The organism is Jeongeupia chitinilytica (assembly GCF_014652315.1).
GTDB lineage: Bacteria > Pseudomonadota > Gammaproteobacteria > Burkholderiales > Chitinibacteraceae > Jeongeupia > Jeongeupia chitinilytica.
Window position 1 is genome coordinate 142663 of record NZ_BMYO01000005.1, and the last position, 17302, is coordinate 159964.

The following is a 17302-nucleotide window of genomic DNA, read 5'->3' on the forward strand; positions in this document are numbered from 1 at the left end:
ACGGACACGCCGTGATCGCAACGCTCAAATCGGGCCTTGGCCGCCTTCGTGCCGATGGCGCAAAGCTGCCGCCGCTGCCGTCGTCGTTCTTCAAGCGCCTCGCGCCCATCGTCGTACTGGCGATCGGCATCACCGCGCTGGTGCTGATGTACTTCTGGCGCGATCAGGCCGGCTACAAGCCGGTGTTCGGCGCACGCGAAAGCGTCTCGGCCGCCGACATGATGTCGGTGCTCGATGCCGAACACGTGCCGTACCGCATCCATCCGGAAAGCGGTCAGGTGCTGGTGCCAGCCGACGCGCTCGGCAAGGCGCGCATGCTGCTCGCTGCCAAGGGCGTCGTCGCCAAGCTCCCGGCCGGGCTCGAGCTGATGGACAAGAACGATCCGCTCGGCGTCAGCCAGTTCGTCCAGGACGTGCGTTTCCGCCGCGGCCTCGAAGGCGAGCTGGTGCAGAGCATCATGGCGCTCAACGAGGTCGAACACGCCCGCGTGCACCTGTCGATCGCCAAATCGTCGTCTTTCGTCGTCAGCGACGGTGAAAAGAGTTCGGCGTCGGTCGTGGTGACGCTCAAGCCGGGCGCCAAGCTCGGCCGCGAACAGATCGCCGCAATCATCAATCTGGTGGCTGGCAGCGTCGCCAGCCTCGATCCGCAGCGCGTGACGCTGGTCGATCAGGCCGGCAACTACCTGTCGTCGAAGGTCGACCTGAGCGAAGGCGGTGCGGTCGGTGCCGCCAGTGGCGAAGAGGCCGGCGACAAGTACCGGAACGAAGCGCTGAACAACATCCGCGAACTGCTGGCGCCGGCGCTCGGCGGCGACAACTACAAGGCCAGCGTGACCGCCGAGGTCGATACCGACCGGGTCGAGGAAACGCGCGAACAGTACGGCGAAACGCCCAAAGTCACCAATGAGGCGACGCGCGACGAACAGAGCAGCAGCGAGCTGGCGATGGGGATTCCCGGTTCGCTCAGCAACCGTCCGGCCGCCGCCAATGCCAGCAAGCCGCAGGCCGCCGGCGGCGATGCCGGCCCGCGCAAGAACGCCACGACGCGCCAGTACGCCTACGACCGCAACGTGGTGCAGATCAAGCGCAGCCGCGACCGGCTCAAGCGGCTCAACGTCGCCGTGGTGCTGAACAACGCCGCCGCGCCGGTGCCGGCCAAGGGCTGGACGCCGGAGCAGCTGGCCAACATCGACCGCATCCTGCGCAACGGTCTCGGCATCGACGCCGAACGCGGCGACAAGCTGGTCGTGTCGACGCTGGCCTTCCCGGCGAAGCCGGTTCTGGCGCGCTGGTGGGAAGAGCGCGACACGATGGTCGACATCGGCAGCTACGCGATCCAGGGTGTGGTGCTGCTGCTGGTCTTCCTGCTGGTGATCCGTCCGCTGCTGAAAATCCTCCGCGACTGGGTTTCGCCGGCACACGGCGAGCAGGCGCTGCGCGAAGTGCAGCTGGCCGAGCCGCAACTGCTGGCCGCTGCTGCTGCCGGCGCAGCGCCGGTTGCGGCTGCTGCGACCGCGCTGCCGGACCGCAGTGCCGGCGCCGGCCAGATGCCGGTGGTGCCGCTGCTGGAAAACTACGATCTGCCGCCGGCCGGTTCGAGCGTCGACGTGCTGGTCGATCACCTGAAAACGCTCGCCAACAAGGAGCCGGAACGGGTGGCCGAAGTCGTCAAACAATGGGTGCAGAAGAATGGACGAGTCAGTTAATTCCGCCAGTGCGCCGTCTGCCGACGGCCTGCCGACGCCGGTCGAACGCGCCGCCATCGTGCTCCTGAGCATGGGCGAGGAGTCGGCCGCGGCAGTGCTGCGCTGCCTGTCGCGCGAAGAGCTGATGGAAGTCACGCAGGTGATGTCGCGGATGAGCGGGCTTAAGGTCGACGTGGTCAAGAACTCGATCCAGCGTTTTTTCGACGACTACCGCCAGCAGAGCGGCGTGCATGGCGCCTCGCGCAACTTCCTGCAGCGCTCGCTCGATCTGGCGCTGGGCAGCGACATCGCCAACGGCGTGCTCAACAGCATCTACGGCGATGCGATCCGGCCGAAAATGGCCCGCCTGCAGTGGGTGCAGCCGCAATGGCTGGCCGAACACATCGGTAACGAACACGTGCGCATGCAGGCCGTTTTCCTTGCCTTCCTGCCGCCCGCGCTGGCCGGGCAGGTGATCGAGGCGCTGCCGTTGCACAGCCGTGATCTGGTGCTGGTCAACATCGCCCGGCTCAAGGAAGTCGATCGCGACCTGCTGATCGAGCTGGAAGAGGTCGTCAACCGCTGCCTGAACAGCCTCGGCATGCAGAGCGCGCTGGTCGAGGGCGTGCGCCAGGCCGCCGAAATCATCAACCGTCTGCCCGGCGACAAGGCGCAGATGGTCGAACTGCTGCGTGCGCACGATCCGGACGTGGTCAGCGAGATCGAAACCAGCATGTACGACTTCTTCATCCTGTCGCGCCAGACCGAAGCGGTCATTACCCGCGTGATGGAAGACGTGCCGCTCGAGCTGTGGGTGATCGCGCTCAAGGGGGCCGAGCCTTCGGTGCGCAACGCCATCGTCCAGGCGATGCCGCGACGCCAGGCACAGAGCTTCGAAGACATGGTGCGCCGTTCCGGCCCGGTGCCACTGAGCCGGATCGAGCAGGTGCGCCAGGACATCATGGCGCAGGTCAAGCGCCTTGCCGACGGTGGCGAGGTCGACCTGCAGCTGTTTGCCGAGGAAGTCGTCGAGTGAAGGCCTGTCGCCCTTACCGCTTTCCGCCGCTGTCGCAGAAAGCCGGCGCACTGGTCCGCCAGGGCGACGCTGCGCAGGTGCAAGCGTCGCTGGCCGAGGGATTCCAGCAGGGTATGGATACCGGCTATCGCGAGGGCTTTGAAAGCGGCTTGGGCAACGGTCGCGCCGAAGGCTTCGTGCAGGGGCGTGCTGACGGGCTGGTGCAAGGCGTGACCGAAGCCAGGCAGGAAATGCAGGCGCGTTTCGACGTGCTGACGCGGCCGCTCGATACCGCGCTGACCGAGGTCAGGGCGCTGCAGGCCGATTATCAGGCGGCACTGCGCAAGGAAGTGGTCGATCTGGTCGCCAAGGTGGCAAGACAGGTGATCCGCTGCGAGCTGGCCCTGCAGCCGGTGCAGTTGCTGGCGCTCGTCGACGAAACGCTGGCATCGATGCCGCCGGCACCGAACGGTGTCGAGGTCTACCTGAACCCCGAGGAGTGCCAGCGGATCCGCGAACTGGCGCCGGAACGCGCACAGCAGTGGTCGCTGATCCCGGACGCGCGGCTCGAGCCGGGCGAATGCCGGGTCAAGGCCGGCGGGCAGGAGGCCGACGCAGGCTGTCGCCAGCGACTCGATGCCTTCATGGAACAGGTCACCAGCCAGTTGCTCGGTGTGCCGGATACCAGCGAGTAAACCGCCATGATCGCCGATGCCCTGCGTGCGCTCGAACTCAATGACGTACCGGTCGCCAAGCTGACCGGGCGGCTGTCCGGCGCGACCGGCCTGTTGCTGGAAAGCACCGGTTGCCAGCTCGAAACCGGCCAGCATTGCCGGATCGAGACCGCGTCGGGCGAGTGGCTGGATGCGCAGGTGGTCGGTTTCCGGCAGGAGGTGTCCTACCTGATGCCGTTCAAGAAGCCGGTTGGCCTCAGCACCGGCGCACGCGTGCTGCCGAACCCGGAGGCCGGGCAGCTGCTGATCGGGCCGTCGTGGCTCGGGCGCGTCGTCAACGGTCTGGGCGAGCCGCTCGATGGTCGCGGCAAGCTTGGTGGCGAGCACGTGCTCGATCCGCATCCGCCGCGGGTCAATCCGCTGAAGAAAAAACCGGTGAGCGAGATCCTCGACGTCGGCGTGCGCAGCATCAACGGCCTGCTGACGCTCGGCCGCGGCCAGCGCGTCGGCCTGTTCGCCGGCAGCGGCGTCGGCAAGAGCGTGCTGCTCGGCATGATCACCCGCCAGACCGAGGCCGATGTCGTTGTCGTCGGGCTGATCGGCGAGCGCGGCCGCGAGGTGCGCGAGTTCGTCGATCACGCGCTCGGCCCCGAAGGGCTGGCCAAAGCCATCCTTGTCGTGGCACCGGCGGACGAGTCGCCGATGATGCGGCTGATGGCGACCGAGCTGTGCCACGCGATTGCCGCGCATTTCCGCGATCAGGGCCGCAACGTGCTGCTATTGGTCGATTCGCTGACGCGTTACGCGATGGCGCGGCGTGAAGTCGCACTGGCGCTGGGCGAACCGCCGGCCACGCGCGGCTATCCGCCGTCGGTGTTCGGCCTGCTGCCGCAGCTGGTCGAAAGTGCCGGCAACGGTGACGGCGAAGGCAGCATGAGCGCCATCTACACCGTGCTCGCCGAAGGCGACGACCAGCAGGACCCGGTCGTCGACACCGCGCGGGCCATTCTCGACGGCCACATCGTGCTGTCGCGCGATCTGGCCGAGCGCGGGCACTACCCGGCAATCGACATCGCTGCGTCGATCAGCCGCTGCATGAGCCAGGTCGCTTCGCCGGCGCAGGTCGCCTCGGCGCGGACGATGAAGCAGATGCTGGCGCGGCATGCGCAGGTCCGCGACCTGATCCCGCTGGGCGGCTACGTGCCCGGCGCCGATCCGCTGACCGACCGCGCGGTCAATCTGTATCCGCATATCGAAGCCTTCCTGCAGCAGGACGTCGGCGAAGCCGCGCCGCTCGCGGACACGCTGACCCGACTCGACGAGGTGGTGGCATGACCCAGGCACGAACCGTTCTGAGCCTTGCGCGGCTGGTGGCATTGCGCGATGTCGAAGTCGACCGGCTGACCGCCGACGTCGCGCAAAAGGAAGCCTTGCGGCAGCGCTATCACCACAACCTCGACCGGATGGCGCAGCTGTGTGCCGACAGCGCGGCCACCGGCTCGCTGCCGCCGTCGCTGTCGCTCAACTGCGGCAACTACAAGCAGGCGGTGTTCGACATGATGGCCGCGCACCAGCGCGATCTGGCGCTGCACGAGGCCGACATGGCGGTGACGCAACGGGCGCTGCAGGCGGCGTCGCTGAAGCGCGAAACGCTCGACCGGGTGCGCGAGCAGCACAGCGCGGTCCTGCAGGTCGAACAGGACCGGCGCGAACAGAAGCGTCAGGACGAACTGGCCACGCAGGCGTGGTACCGGCAGCGGGCGTCATGACAATGCGTTACGCCGATTTCAGCTTTGCCCGGATCGGGTCGCCTTTTGAAGAGGTAGACCTCATTTCGCATTCAGCGCGCAAAGGAAACCACCATGGCCGATAGCACGATCAACCCGACCCAGATGGCGCAGCAGCTGGCCACCGCGTACACGCAAGGCAAGCAGGCGCAGCTCAAGACCCAGACGACCGATGCCCAGAACACGTCGGCGGCGCTGACCAAGTTGCAGAGTGCGCTGTCGAACTTCCGTACCGCACTGACCGGGCTGTCCGGCAAGACCAGTCTGACGCAGCTGGCGGCAACGCTGTCCAACACCGGCGTCGGCACGGCCAGTGCCGACAGCACCGCGCAGGCAGGCAGTTATTCCTTTTTCGTCGAGCAGGTGGCCTCGGCCAACCAGGTGGCCTTCCAGGGGCTGACCGCGGTATCGGTGGTGCCGATTCCGGGCTCGATCAACCTGTCGCTGGCCGACGGCACGAGCTTCAGCGTCGACATCGCCACGGCTGACCTCGACGCCGACGGCAAGGTGTCGCCGGCCGAACTGGCGCGGGCGATCAACTCGGCCAGCAACAGCAAGATCAGCGCAACGGTGATGACCGTCGGCGGCCAGACGCAGATGGTGCTGTCCGCCGGCCAGACCGGCGCCAGCAGCCAGATCACGCTGGATGCCAGCAACGTCAACGATCCGGCGCTCAAGGCTGCGCTCGGTGCACCGCAACAGCTGGTGGCTGCGCGCGACGCCATCGTCTGGCTCGGTGACCAGACCACCGGCGTGAAGATGCAGCAGGCGTCGAACACGTTCACCGCGGTGCAGGGCGTGACGATGACGTTCACGAAGGCGATGCAGGCCGGCGATACGCCGGTGACGCTGACGGTGACACAGGACAAGGATGCGACGGCGGCGAACGTGCAGAACTTCGTCGATGCCTACAACGCACTGGAAAAGACGCTCGACGACCTGACCAGGAGCGGTGATGCGAAGAATGGCGTCACTGCCGGTGCCTTCGTTTCGGACGCCGGCGTGCTGGCGCTGCGCAGTCACCTGACCAACGCGCTGCGCCAGAACTACGGCGGCGCGAAGCTGTTCGACCTCGGCGTCAGCGCCGACCGCAACGGCACGCTGTCGCTCGACAAGACCAAGCTGCAGACCGCGCTCGCGGCCAAACCGGATGCGCTGGACAAGGTGTTCGGCAACGCGCAGTCCGGTCTGCTGACGGATACCAACAAATACCTGAACCAGTGGCTCAACAGCGCCACCGGCCAGATCAAGCGCCGCCAGGATTCGGTACAGACGCTGCAGAAAGACCTGACCACCCGGCAGACCGCGCTCGATGACAAATTCAACCTGCTGTACCAGCGTTACCTAGCGCAGTTTTCCAAGCTGCAGTCGCTGCAGGCGCAGATGAGCCAGACCTCCAGCGCACTCAGTGCGCTGGATACGGCCGCTTAATACTGGGGATCAATGTGGATTACGACGCCTACCGCAACTATCACGCCGTGAATCTGGAAGCGCAGACGGCCAACGCCTCGCCGGTGCAGCTGGTGCTGGTGCTGATGGACGGGCTGCTCGAGGAAGTCGCCCGCGTGCGTGCGCACATCGAGCACAAACGCTACGAGCAGAAGGGCCTCGGCATCAACAAGTGCATCGGCCTGCTGAACGGGCTGTCCAGCGCGCTCGACCTCGACGCTGGCGGCGAAGTCGTCACCAATCTGGCCCGGCTGTACGACTACTGCGCGCTGCGGCTGAACGAAGCCGGGCTCCGGCTGGAGACGGCCATGGTCGACGAGGTGGCCGGCCTGCTGTCTACGCTGCGCGAAGGCTGGCAGGGTGTGCAGCGTGCCAATGGATAAGGCGCTGCAGATCATGACGCTGACGCGGGCGTTGCTGGACGTGCAGGGGCGTCGCGACTGGGCGCAGCTGGCCGAAGTCGACAAGGCGCTGTCGGTGCTGGTCGGACAGCTCAACGACAAGGTGCACCTGAGCCTGCGCGAGCGCGAAGCACTGAAACCGCTGCGTGTCGCGCATGCGGCAGCAATGAAAAGCTGTCTGGGCGAAGCCGGGCGGATGAACGCGCTGCTCGACGAGCTGCGCCGCAACCGCGAAGGGCTGATCGCCTACGGACTGATCAACGAGCAGGACGACCGACCATGATGCCGCTATCCGCACTGCTTTCAAACGCCCTGTCCGGCAAGCCGCCGGTGGCGAAGCCGGATGCACCGGCACCTGCTGCGCTGGTCGAGGATGCCGTGTCTGCCGTTTTCGGTCTGGCTCTGGCCGGACTGGGGCTGGCGCAAGGTGTGCCGGCCGATGATGGAATGGCAGGCAACGATCAGGCGGATGCACAGCAGACGGACCAGCCGCTTGCCGGGCAGGGGCTGCTGGCCGCGCTGGGCAGCATGAATCCACCGCTGCCGGCACTTGACGAGGCAACCAAGCCCGATACTGCAGCCGGAAATGCATTGCTTTCTGCAGCGATGATGCCGGCCACGGCGCAAGCGGTTCCATCGCCAGCCGTTGCGGCGCCCGTCATCGCCGGCCGCGCCATGCAATCCGCCGTGACGTGCCTGGCGCCCGCCATGCCGAACATGCCGCAGGCCGGCCAGTCGTCATCGCTGGGCGCGCAAGACGTTGCCGCCCGGAATCAGACCACCAGCCGCGTGGCCGGCCAGGCCGAGCGCCCGCAAGCCGCGGCAGCGGTTGCGGCAACCTTTTCCGGTTTGGCCGACGACGTAAAAGAACGGCCTTCCGTGACAGCCGCGGCGCCACTGCAGCTGGCAACCGGCTCCAGCAGTACCGGCGATGTCGCCCCGGTGCACGCACCGGCGGCAGTCAAGGCCGCTACACCACTTTCGCCGTCGGGGCAGCAACTACTCGCGGCGCTGGGCAACCGTATCAGCATTCAGACACGCCAAGGCATCGAAAACACCACGATCCGGCTCGATCCGCCCCTGCTTGGCAGCGTCGAGATCGCCATCCGCCGCGAGGGCGGTGCGCTGCAGGTCAGGCTGAGCGCGTCGAACGCCGAAGTCGTCCAGCAGCTGCACGGCATCAGCGACAACTTGCGCCAGGATCTGGGCAGCCGGCAGTACACGCAGGTGGCGGTCACGGTGGCCGACGGCGGCCGGGGTTCGGATCGCCACGATGGTCGTTCGCAACAGGGTGACACACCGTGGCAGCAGCGGCCCGGCAGGGCGCTGGCCGAGGCTGGCGACGACGAGCGTAACGCCGCATTCCGGCTGGGCTGAAGCCAGATGAACAACGACAAGCGGAACACACGCGAATGAAAATGAAACGACGGATTCTGGTTGCCGCGCTGGCGCTGACCGTGGTCGCCGGCGGTGCCGGCGCCGCGTGGTACTACACGCAGCGCCCGGGCGGCAAGCCCGCACCGGTTCAGCCGGAGGCGGTCGACTACAAGTATGTCAGCCTCGAAAAGGTGATCGTCATGCTGCGGGACGGTACGGGCAGTTCGGTGCCGCATTACCTGGCGATGGATCTGGTGTTCAAGACCAGCGGCAAACAGGAAAAGATCACCAAGGAGCACCTGCCGCTGCTGCGCAGCGTCGCGCTGAAGGCTTTGGCCGATTACCCGGTCGAAAAAGCGAACCGGATGTCGATCGACCAGTTTGCCGTGGCGCTCAATCAGGCCTTCACGGCGGCCTATGCGCGCGATCACGCCGAAAAACCGTTTGCCGAAGCCATGATCGGCAAACTGATCATCGAGTGACATCGTGGACATGCGCTCAGGCTACGCCGAATGCCAGCAGGTCCGCACCAGCCCCGAGGCTTCCGCGGAGCAGCAATGGCTGTTCGCCTACCTGCCGCTGGTGAAGCGGGTGGTGCGGCAGCTGGGCTCGCAGGCCGGTGCCGTGCTGGACCGTCAGGACATGGAGCAGATCGGCCTGCTGGGCCTGCTCGATGCCTTGCGCCGCTACGGCGGCACGCCCGACGAGAAGTTCGGCGGTTATGCGGCGATGCGCATTCGCGGTGCGATCCTCGACGAACTGCGCCGCCAGGACTGGCGGCCGCGCACGGTGCGCCAGGCGACGCACAAGTTGCGTGACGCGGTGCGCGAGCTGACCCGGCGCATCGGGCGCGAGCCGACCGAGCAGGAAGTGATCAAGGTGCTGGGCATTTCGGCCGAGGACTATCAGGACTATCTGCTGGCCGACAACGCCGAGTCGCTGGCGAGCTTCGACGAACTGTTCCATGACGCCGACGTACCGGGCGAACACAGCGCCAGTCCGGAATCGATCCTGATGTCGCGGCTGAGCCTCGAGCAGGCGCTGACCGCGCTGGACGAGCGCGAGCAGCGGGTGATCCAGCTCTATTACGAATTCGATCTCAGCCTGAAGGAGATCGCCGCGGTGCTCGAGCTGACCGAGGCGCGGGTCTGCCAGATCAACAAGGGGGCGCTGAAGAAGATGCGGGCGTTCCTGCAGGATGCCTGAGCGGCATCGCACAAGAGGTAAGTACAAATGCAGATAATTGTCGGGATCGCCATCGTGCTGGGCTGCGTGTTCGGCGGCTTCATGATCAACCACGGCGAAATGCGCGTCATCTGGCAGCCGATCGAGCTGCTGATCATCGGCGGCGCGGCGGTCGGGGCGCTGGTGCTGGGCAATCCCAAGCACGTGCTGGCCGAAATGGTCACGCAGACCCGCAAGGTGATCACGCAGCGCAAACAGGGGCCCGAATTCCAGCGGCAACTGCTGCTGCTGATGTACGAGCTGCTGCAGACGGCATCACGCGGTCTGAAAGCACTGGACGAACACGTCGAAGCGCCGCGCGAAAGCCCGCTGTTCAGCCGCTATCCGCTGATTCTGGACGAGCCGAAACTGCTGGCCTTCATCGTCGACAATTTCCGGCTGATGGCCATGGGCAAGATCAACGGCCACGAGCTCGAGGGCGTGCTCGAGCAGGAACTGGCCGCGATCGACGAGGAACTGTGCCAGCCCGCCAAGTCGCTGCAGAAAATCGCCGAAGCGATGCCGGGTTTCGGCATTCTGGCCGCGGTGCTCGGCATCGTCATGGCGATGAACACCGTAGCCTCCGGTGCCACCGCCGCCGAGATCGCGACCGAGGTCGCCGCGGCGATGGTCGGCACTTTCATCGGCATCTTCCTGTGCTACGGCGTGCTCGATCCGCTGTCGAACGTGATGAAGCAGCTGGTGAAGTCCGAGCTGTCGACGATGGAGTGCGTCAAGGTCGTGCTGGTCACCCACGTGTCGGGAAAGCCGCCGCTGCTGGCGATCGACGCCGGGCGCCGGCTGGTACAGCTGAACATCAAGCCGAGCTTCGCGCAGCTCGAATCGTGGATCGGCGCACTCGAGGCAAGGACCTGACCGATGAGCCTCGACAAGGACAAGCACGACGCCGCCATCGTCAAGCGTGCGGCCAAGAAGCACCACGACGATGGTCACGGTGGCGCGTGGAAGGTGGCCTTCGCCGATTTCTGTCTGGCGCTGATGTGCCTGTTTCTGGTGCTCTGGGTGCTGGCGGCGCGCAATCAGGAACAGGCCGAGGAGCTGTTGCGCACGCCGGGCGGCAATATCGCCAACGAAGGCGGCGACAAGCTGCTGCAGCACGTGTCGACCAGCGGTTCGATGATTCCGCGCGAGCCGCGGCCGGGCCGCGACCAGTCCGAAGGCACGACGCCCGGCAGGGGCGAGGGTTCGGAGGGTACGCAGGCCGATGGCATTCACCTGTCGAAGTCCCGGCTCGAATCGGCCGCGGACTTGCAGGAGCTCGCCAATGCGCTGTCGCAACTGAGCGACGAGGCGAACCTCAGCCGCAACCTGCAGACGGTGATCACGCCCTACGGCTTGCGGGTGCTGCTGCACGATACCGACAAGCAGGGCATGTTCCAGAGCGGCAGCGCAATGCCGACCGACCCGTTCCGCAAGCTGTTGCACCGGATGGGGCCGCTGTTCGCGCAGATCGACAACCAGATGCTGGTCGTCGGCCATACCGATGCCCATCCCTACGCCGGCAAGAGCCTGTCCGCGTATTCGAACTGGAGCCTGTCGAGCAACCGGGCGATGGTCGCCCGCGTCAACCTGCTCGAGGGCGGCATGCCGGCAAAAAGCATCCTGCAGGTCGTCGGTATGGCAGACCGGGCGCCGCTGGACGTGCAGGACCCGCTGGCGGCGCAGAACCGCCGGATCGAACTGCTGATCCTGACGTCGGATCAGGCCAGGCTGATCGGCCAGATGTTCGCCATGCCCGAGGCCTCGGTTCCGCTGGTGAACGGTGCGAGCACGTCGTTGCCGGATCAGTCGCTGCTGTCGACGCTGCGCAAGAAACTGTCGCCCCCGGCGCAATGAAGCATGCATTTAAGAGACGGTGTGATCCGGTCGCTTATGCTTCGTGAGAGCATGAACCGCATCGAGCCGAAGGAATTGTCATGAAAATCACCCAGACCGGTGGCGCGCAACCCGTTGCGGCCGCGACAGGACCCCAGGGCACCGAAACCGCCGCCAAACCGCAGGCCGCCCCGGTGCGCACTGCGCCGGCAAGTCTGCAGTCGGATGCGCTCAAGCCGGCGCAGACGGCACTGGCCGAACTGCCTGATGTGGACGTCGACAAGGTCGCAGAGATCAAGGCAGCACTTGCGGACGGCCGGATCCGGTTCGACGCCGGCAAACTGGCTGCGCTGATCCGCCGTCACCATGGCGGCGGTGCATGACACGCCAGGATGCGTTCAAACGCCTGATGCTGGGCGTGAGCGCAGACCACCGCGACTACCAGCAGCTCGAAACGCTGCTGCAGTCGCAATTCGCCGCTGCGCTGCGTCATGACGGCGTGGCGCTGACTGCGATCGGCGCACAGGTGATGACGCTGGTAGAGGCGATGGATGCGCGCCGGCAGGAGCGCGTTGCGGTCGCCGGGCTGCTGCTGGGGCGCAAGCCGGCGTCGATGGGTGCGGTGATTGCCAGCCTGAGCGGCAAGCCGCGCGCCACGCTTGAAGCGTGGTGGCAGCGGCTCGAGGCGCTGGTGAACGAGTGCAAGGCACTCAATACACGCAACGGCCAGCTGATGGCGTCGCAATTCGAAATCATGCAGCGCGTGCTGCATGGGGAAAGTGATACCTATGTTCCGGACTGAATTCGATGGCGCCCGGGCGGGCGGGCTGACCGGCGACGATATCGCGCTGCCGCTTAGCATGCCGGCCGAAGGTGCGGCCAGTTTTTCGCAGCTGTTCCGCCAGACGCAGGCCGACATCAGCGATTTCATCCAGAACGGTTCCCCCGCTGCTGCGGCGCCGACGCTGAGCGCCGAGGGTGCGGCCTTGCTGCAGCGACTCGGTGGCGGCAGCGCGGTTGCCGGTGCAGCAGACGCACCGGACATCGCGCCGTCGCAAGAGGCTTTCCTTGCCGAAATCGCCCCGTGGGCGAAGCAGGCCGGCAGCCGGCTCGGCGTCGCACCGGAACTGGTGGCCGCACATGCGGCGCTGGAATCGGGCTGGGGAAGCCGGCCGCTGCGTCAGGCCGACGGTGGTTCGACGTTCAACCTGTTCGGCATCAAGGCGGGCAGGGGCTGGCAGGGCCAGGCGGCCGATGCGGCAACAACCGAATACGTTGACGGCAACAGCGTGAAAACGACCGCGCGTTTCCGCGCCTACCCGGACCTGCGCAGCGCGTTCGAGGACTACGCAAAATTGTTGTCGACCAGCCCGCGTTTCGCCGGTGCGGTCAACACCGGCAGCGATGCTAGGGCCTTCGGTGCCGCGCTTGCACGTGGCGGCTACGCCACCGACCCGGCCTATGCGAGCAAGCTCGCGAGCGTCGCCGCGCGGATTCAGTCGCTCGATTAGTCGCTGGACTGGGCCGGCGGCGTGCCCGCCGGTGCGACGACGCCGACGTCGACGACCCGGGCACTGATGGTGCGGCCGGTGGTGACATTGCGTACGCGGATCACGTCGTCCGGGCCGCCGTTGTCGAGCGCAATGCCGGGCACGACGGCTTCGATCTGCTGGTTGCGCGCAACGATACGGACCGACTGGTTGCGGCGAACCAGCTGCAACGCCTGCAGATAGCGCTTCTGGAGAACCTGCCCGGCACGCACGGCGTGTCTGGCCGTCAGGCGTGACAGATCGGCCGGATTGCTGAGCGCATCGGGGGTGTTGGTGATGCTGCGTTTTTCGGTCCGGACGCTGTCGGGGCCGATGGGCTTGCCGGCGGCAATATCCTCGGCCGCAACCAGTACCGTGGCCTGGACGTCGGCACGGACGATCAGCTCGGCGCCGGCATCCGTACCCGGGCAGCGCGCAGAAAACCGCAGGCGGGCCAGGTAGCGCGTGTCGAGCGGCGAAATTTCGAACCGTTGCGGGCAGGGATCGGGGGCGGGGTTCGGCGGCAGCGCGGTGACCGTGACTTCGGCGTCGCTGATGCCCTGCTGCGTCAGCTGCGTGCGCAGATACGTGCGGGCGACTTTTTCTGTCTGTTGCTGTAATGACTCGACAGGCTGCGCTGCACCCGCGATCCGGGCTGAAAACAGTGGCAAACACGCCACCAGCAACATCCCTAGACCCTGGCGTCGCGCAATCCGGAAAGCGGCGGTTTTCATATCTTCCGTATACCTGTGTGAGTAGATCTACCCAAATGAGACCGGTGCATTTGTCAAGGGGCGAGATTGATTTGTCCCGGTCCGTATGTTGTCATGTAGTTAACGGAATTTCAATTGCAACGGCGTAAACGGGATGGCGGAAGGGCCGGTGGAGACCTGAATGGGAATACACTTCGACAAGGTATTGGATGTGCATGCCAGTGCGCTGGATTTGCGCGCCACGCGGACCCGGATTCTCGCCTCCAATATCGCCAATGAAAGCACGCCGGGCTATCAGGCGCGCGATCTGGATTTCAAGGAAAGCCTCAGCAGCGCGCGGTCTGGCAGCGATGCCGGTCTGGCTTCCGCCGGCGGTCCGGAGGTCAAGTACCGGCTGCCCAATCACGCGTCGCAGGACGGCAATACCGTCGAGCTGGGCGTCGAGCAGGCCGAGTTCTCGCAAAACGTTTCCGATTTTCAGGTCAGCCTCACATTCGTCAATATGAAGCTGAAAGGCCTGTCGAAAGCGATCAACGGACAATAAAACATGGGCTTCCGGGATATATCGCAAATTGCCGGTTCGGCAATGACGGCGCAAACGATTCGCCTCAATACGATTGCCAGCAATCTGGCCAATGCCGAATCGGCAGCGGGCAGCGAAGGCGGGATTTATCGCGCGCGCAAACCCGTTTTTGCATCGGTGTTCCTGCAGGGGGACGACTTCACCGCGCAGCCGAGCGGCGCCCGCGTGCAGGTCCTTGACGTGGTCCAGAGCCAGGAAGCCGGGCGTAAAGCTTACGAGCCGGGCAGCCCGCTGGCGGACGCCGAAGGCAATGTGTTCTACCCGAACGTGAATCCGGTCGAGGAAATGACCGACATGTTGTCCGCATCACGGGCGTTCCAGACCAATGTCGAGGTGCTGGGCCGCGTCAAAAGCATGCAGCAGGACCTGCTCAAACTGGGCGAGGGCTAAATGATGGAAACCACACTCCAGACCGGACTGCAGGGTCAGGGTACGACGACGCAGACGGTCGCCAGTGCAATCGATTCCGGTTCGATGACCGACATGTTCACCAAGCTGCTGGTTGCGCAGGTGCGCAACCAGGATCCGCTGTCGCCGTCGGACCCCAGCCAGTTCGTCAGCCAGCTGACGCAACTGAGCCAGGTCGAGGCGATGCAGAAAATGGCCAGCCAGTCGGCCGCGTCGACCGCAGCGCTGGACAACCTGACCGTGCTGGCGCTCGGTGCGCGGGTCGGCTCGAACGTCACCGCGACGACCAAGACGGTCGAGCTGAACGGCACGCCGGTGCACGGCGGTTTCACGCTTGATGGCGCAGCGGCAAAGGTCGAAGTCGTCCTGACCGGTGCCGACGGTGTACCGCATGTCGTGCCGCTGGGCAGTCACGGCAGCGGCGACGTGGCCTTCGACATCGACCCGGTCAAGCTGGGCCTGAAGGACGGCAGCTACAACATCGCCGTGCGGACCGATACCGGCAAGACGCCGGCGGTCGAGCTGACCGGCGTCCTGCAGAGCGTACGCGTTGCCGCCGGTGGCGGTGCCGTGCTTTCCGTATCCGGCATCGGCAATGTCGATGTGTCCGCCATCACCGGTTTCAGCGGCCAGCAGGCCTGAGACACAGCAAGGAATCGCCATGAGCATCGAAATCGCGCTGTCCGGCATCAACGCCATCAACGACCAGCTGGGCTCCATCAGCAACAACATCGCCAACTCCGGCACCTACGGCTTCAAGTCCAGCCGGGCCAACTTCGCCTCGACCTATGCCGGCACGCAGCCGACCGGGGTGCAGGTCGGTTCGCACACGCAGACCATCGGCCAGATCGGTGGCGTGCTGACCACCGGGCGCAGCATGGATGCGGCCATCCAGGGGCGCGGCTTTTTCGCTACCCGCGACAGCGCGGGTGCCACCGTCTTCACCCGTGTCGGCATTTTCAACGCCGACAAGCAGGGCAATGTGGTCGACAGTTATGGCCGCCGCCTGCAGGGTTATCCGCTTGCACCGGGCGCCACCACGCCCGGCCCGCTGGGCGACCTGTCGGTGCCGAGCGGCCAGATCGCCGCGCTGCCGAGCAGCAAGATGCAGTATGTCGGCAACATCTCGGCCGACTGGACGGTGCCGACCGTGGCGCCGTTCAATGCGGCCGATCCGCAGAGCTTCAACGGTTCGATGGTGACGGCGGTCTACGATTCGCTCGGCGCGCAGCACAGCGTGACGCAGTATTTCGTCAAGACCGGCACCAACACCGTCGACGTCCACTACGCCATGGATGGCGCACCGCTGGCGACGACCAATTCGCTGACCTTCAATCCGCAGGGGCAACTGACGGCACCGACCGCACCGGTCGCGCTGGCGCTCGGCACGCCGGCCGGCGCAGCCGCGCTGACGGTGAACCTCGACTACACCGGCACGACGCAATTCGCCGGCGAAGCGACGACGACGGTCAACAGTGCCAACGGCTACGCCTCGGGCATCCTGACCGGGGTCGCGATTGCCGAAGACGGCTCGATCATGGCGCAGTACAGCAACGGCCAGAAGCAGAGCGTCGGCACCATCGCGCTGGCCACCTTCCCGAACGAGGACGGCCTGACGCCGGTCAGCGATACCGCGTGGACTACGTCGAACGCCTCGGGCAACGTGCTGTACTTCACGCCGGGCAGCGGCATGGCCGGCAAGCTTGCCGGCGGTTCGCTCGAGCAGTCCAACGTCGAAATGACGTCCGAACTCGTCAACCTGATGTCGGCTCAGCGCAATTACCAGGCCAACACCAAGGTGATCTCGACCGAAAGCGAGATGATGAAAAACCTGATGCAGGCGGTGTAAACCGTGGACGCGCTGATCTACACGGTGATGAGTGGCGCGGACCGGACGCTGCGTGCGCAGCAGGTCCACGCCAACAACATCGCCAACCTCGAAACCGCCGGTTTCCGCGCCGACATGCAGCGCTCGGTCAGCCAGCAGGTGCAGGGGTTCGGCTACGAGGCCCGCCACGCGACCGCGCTGCAGGCCAACACCATCGACCAGAAGGCCGGCGTGCTGACCGCGACCGGGCGCGACCTCGACGTTGCGGTCAAGGGGCTGGGCTTCCTGACGGTCGGCCTGAACGGTGGCGAAGCCTACACCCGTGAAGGCAGTCTCGAAGTCGACGACCGCGGCGCGCTGACGGTCAAGGGCAGGCCGGTGCTCGGCGACGGCGGCGCCATCGTGCTGCCGCCGTTCGAGGCGATCCAGATCGGCGAAGACGGCACCATTTCGATCCGTCCCGAAGGCGAAACCGCCATGCAGCAGGTCGACCGGCTCAAGCTGGTCAAGCCCGCTGCGGCTGACATCAGCAAGAACGTCGCCGGTCTGATCGTGCCGCGTTCGGGCGTACCGCTGCCGGCCGACGATACCGTCACGGTGGTGGGTGGCCAGCTCGAGCGCAGCAACGTGTCGGCCATCGACGAAATGGTCTCGACCATGGGGCTGAACCGCGATTTCGAAGTGCAGATGCGGCTCTACAAGGCCGCCGACGAGATGGCCGACGCCGGCAACCGGCTGATCCGCCAGTAAGCACCTGCCGCTCGGCCGGACCGTGCGGACCAATCAAAGG

At 65.9% G+C, this 17302-nt stretch carries 22 protein-coding genes; 21 read left to right on the plus strand and 1 reads right to left on the minus strand.

Translation table 11 applies throughout. From position 1 onward, the window contains the following. The first annotated feature begins 11 nt into the window (after positions 1–11). The 16 genes from fliF (at position 12) to IE097_RS10495 (ending at position 12962) form a co-directional block, all read left to right on the plus strand. The gene (gene fliF, locus IE097_RS10420) at positions 12–1709 is read left to right on the plus strand and encodes a flagellar basal-body MS-ring/collar protein FliF (RefSeq protein ID WP_189460466.1); all 1698 of its coding nucleotides are present in this window, start codon (positions 12–14) and stop codon (positions 1707–1709) included. Then, complete coding sequence (locus tag IE097_RS10425) at positions 1693–2724, plus strand: flagellar motor switch protein FliG (protein ID WP_189460468.1); 1032 nt, start codon at positions 1693–1695, stop codon at positions 2722–2724. Before fliF ends, IE097_RS10425 begins: the two co-directional genes overlap by 17 nt. Continuing rightward, positions 2721–3398 carry a flagellar assembly protein FliH gene (gene fliH, locus IE097_RS10430; protein WP_189460469.1) on the plus strand — a complete coding sequence of 226 codons (678 nt, stop codon included), beginning with the start codon at positions 2721–2723 and terminating at the stop codon, positions 3396–3398. The genes IE097_RS10425 and fliH overlap by 4 nt, the downstream gene beginning before the upstream one ends. A gap of 6 nt (positions 3399–3404) precedes the next feature. Next, complete coding sequence (fliI, locus tag IE097_RS10435; protein ID WP_189460471.1) at positions 3405–4712, plus strand: flagellar protein export ATPase FliI; 1308 nt, start codon at positions 3405–3407, stop codon at positions 4710–4712. Then, positions 4709–5146, plus strand: a complete 438-nt coding sequence (gene fliJ / locus IE097_RS10440) for a flagellar export protein FliJ (RefSeq protein ID WP_189460473.1) — start codon at positions 4709–4711, stop codon at positions 5144–5146. The genes fliI and fliJ overlap by 4 nt, the downstream gene beginning before the upstream one ends. A gap of 93 nt (positions 5147–5239) precedes the next feature. After that, a complete protein-coding gene (gene fliD, locus IE097_RS10445) occupies positions 5240–6595 on the plus strand; it encodes a flagellar filament capping protein FliD (RefSeq protein WP_189460475.1) in 1356 nt (451 codons plus the stop codon). Between the two features lie 14 nt (positions 6596–6609). Then, entirely contained in the window at positions 6610–6996 is a 387-nt protein-coding gene (gene fliS, locus IE097_RS10450; protein ID WP_189460477.1) for a flagellar export chaperone FliS, read from the plus strand. Then, positions 6989–7297, plus strand: coding sequence for a hypothetical protein (locus tag IE097_RS10455; RefSeq protein ID WP_189460479.1), 309 nt, complete (start codon positions 6989–6991; stop codon positions 7295–7297). The genes fliS and IE097_RS10455 overlap by 8 nt, the downstream gene beginning before the upstream one ends. Beyond that, on the plus strand, positions 7294–8391 hold the full coding sequence (locus IE097_RS10460; RefSeq protein WP_189460482.1) for a flagellar hook-length control protein FliK: 1098 nt from the start codon (positions 7294–7296) through the stop codon (positions 8389–8391). Before IE097_RS10455 ends, IE097_RS10460 begins: the two co-directional genes overlap by 4 nt. 35 nt (positions 8392–8426) lie before the next feature. Further along, on the plus strand, positions 8427–8873 hold the full coding sequence (locus IE097_RS10465; RefSeq protein WP_189460484.1) for a flagellar basal body-associated FliL family protein: 447 nt from the start codon (positions 8427–8429) through the stop codon (positions 8871–8873). 10 nt (positions 8874–8883) lie between these two features. Continuing rightward, complete coding sequence (locus IE097_RS10470; RefSeq protein WP_189460823.1) at positions 8884–9597, plus strand: RNA polymerase sigma factor FliA; 714 nt, start codon at positions 8884–8886, stop codon at positions 9595–9597. Positions 9598–9624: 27 nt separating this feature from the next. After that, on the plus strand, positions 9625–10491 hold the full coding sequence (motA, locus tag IE097_RS10475; protein ID WP_189460486.1) for a flagellar motor stator protein MotA: 867 nt from the start codon (positions 9625–9627) through the stop codon (positions 10489–10491). Positions 10492–10494: 3 nt separating this feature from the next. Beyond that, positions 10495–11472, plus strand: coding sequence for a flagellar motor protein MotB (locus tag IE097_RS10480; protein WP_189460488.1), 978 nt, complete (start codon positions 10495–10497; stop codon positions 11470–11472). An 80-nt stretch (positions 11473–11552) separates the two neighbouring features. Then, positions 11553–11834 carry a flagellar biosynthesis anti-sigma factor FlgM gene (gene flgM, locus IE097_RS10485; protein ID WP_189460490.1) on the plus strand — a complete coding sequence of 94 codons (282 nt, stop codon included), beginning with the start codon at positions 11553–11555 and terminating at the stop codon, positions 11832–11834. Beyond that, complete coding sequence (locus IE097_RS10490; RefSeq protein ID WP_189460491.1) at positions 11831–12253, plus strand: flagellar protein FlgN; 423 nt, start codon at positions 11831–11833, stop codon at positions 12251–12253. Before flgM ends, IE097_RS10490 begins: the two co-directional genes overlap by 4 nt. Further along, positions 12240–12962, plus strand: a complete 723-nt coding sequence (locus IE097_RS10495; protein ID WP_189460492.1) for a glycoside hydrolase family 73 protein — start codon at positions 12240–12242, stop codon at positions 12960–12962. Before IE097_RS10490 ends, IE097_RS10495 begins: the two co-directional genes overlap by 14 nt. Here the strand turns inward: IE097_RS10495 and flgA are convergent. Next, positions 12959–13714, minus strand: coding sequence for a flagellar basal body P-ring formation chaperone FlgA (gene flgA / locus IE097_RS10500; protein WP_189460494.1), 756 nt, complete (start codon positions 13712–13714; stop codon positions 12959–12961). The two genes, IE097_RS10495 and flgA, sit on opposite strands and share 4 nt — an antisense overlap. A gap of 160 nt (positions 13715–13874) precedes the next feature. Here flgA and flgB point away from each other — a divergent pair, with 160 nt between their 5' ends. The 5 genes from flgB to IE097_RS10525 are packed head-to-tail and all read left to right on the plus strand — an operon-like array spanning position 13875 to position 17262. Then, entirely contained in the window at positions 13875–14237 is a 363-nt protein-coding gene (gene flgB / locus IE097_RS10505; RefSeq protein ID WP_189460496.1) for a flagellar basal body rod protein FlgB, read from the plus strand. 3 nt (positions 14238–14240) lie between these two features. Next, entirely contained in the window at positions 14241–14666 is a 426-nt protein-coding gene (gene flgC / locus IE097_RS10510) for a flagellar basal body rod protein FlgC (RefSeq protein WP_189460498.1), read from the plus strand. Positions 14667–14669: 3 nt separating this feature from the next. Continuing rightward, on the plus strand, positions 14670–15326 hold the full coding sequence (locus tag IE097_RS10515; protein ID WP_229797531.1) for a flagellar hook capping FlgD N-terminal domain-containing protein: 657 nt from the start codon (positions 14670–14672) through the stop codon (positions 15324–15326). 19 nt (positions 15327–15345) lie between these two features. Then, a complete protein-coding gene (locus IE097_RS10520) occupies positions 15346–16533 on the plus strand; it encodes a flagellar hook protein FlgE (protein WP_189460502.1) in 1188 nt (395 codons plus the stop codon). Between the two features lie 3 nt (positions 16534–16536). Continuing rightward, entirely contained in the window at positions 16537–17262 is a 726-nt protein-coding gene (locus tag IE097_RS10525; RefSeq protein WP_189460504.1) for a flagellar basal body rod protein FlgF, read from the plus strand. The last annotated feature ends 40 nt before the right edge of the window (positions 17263–17302 follow it).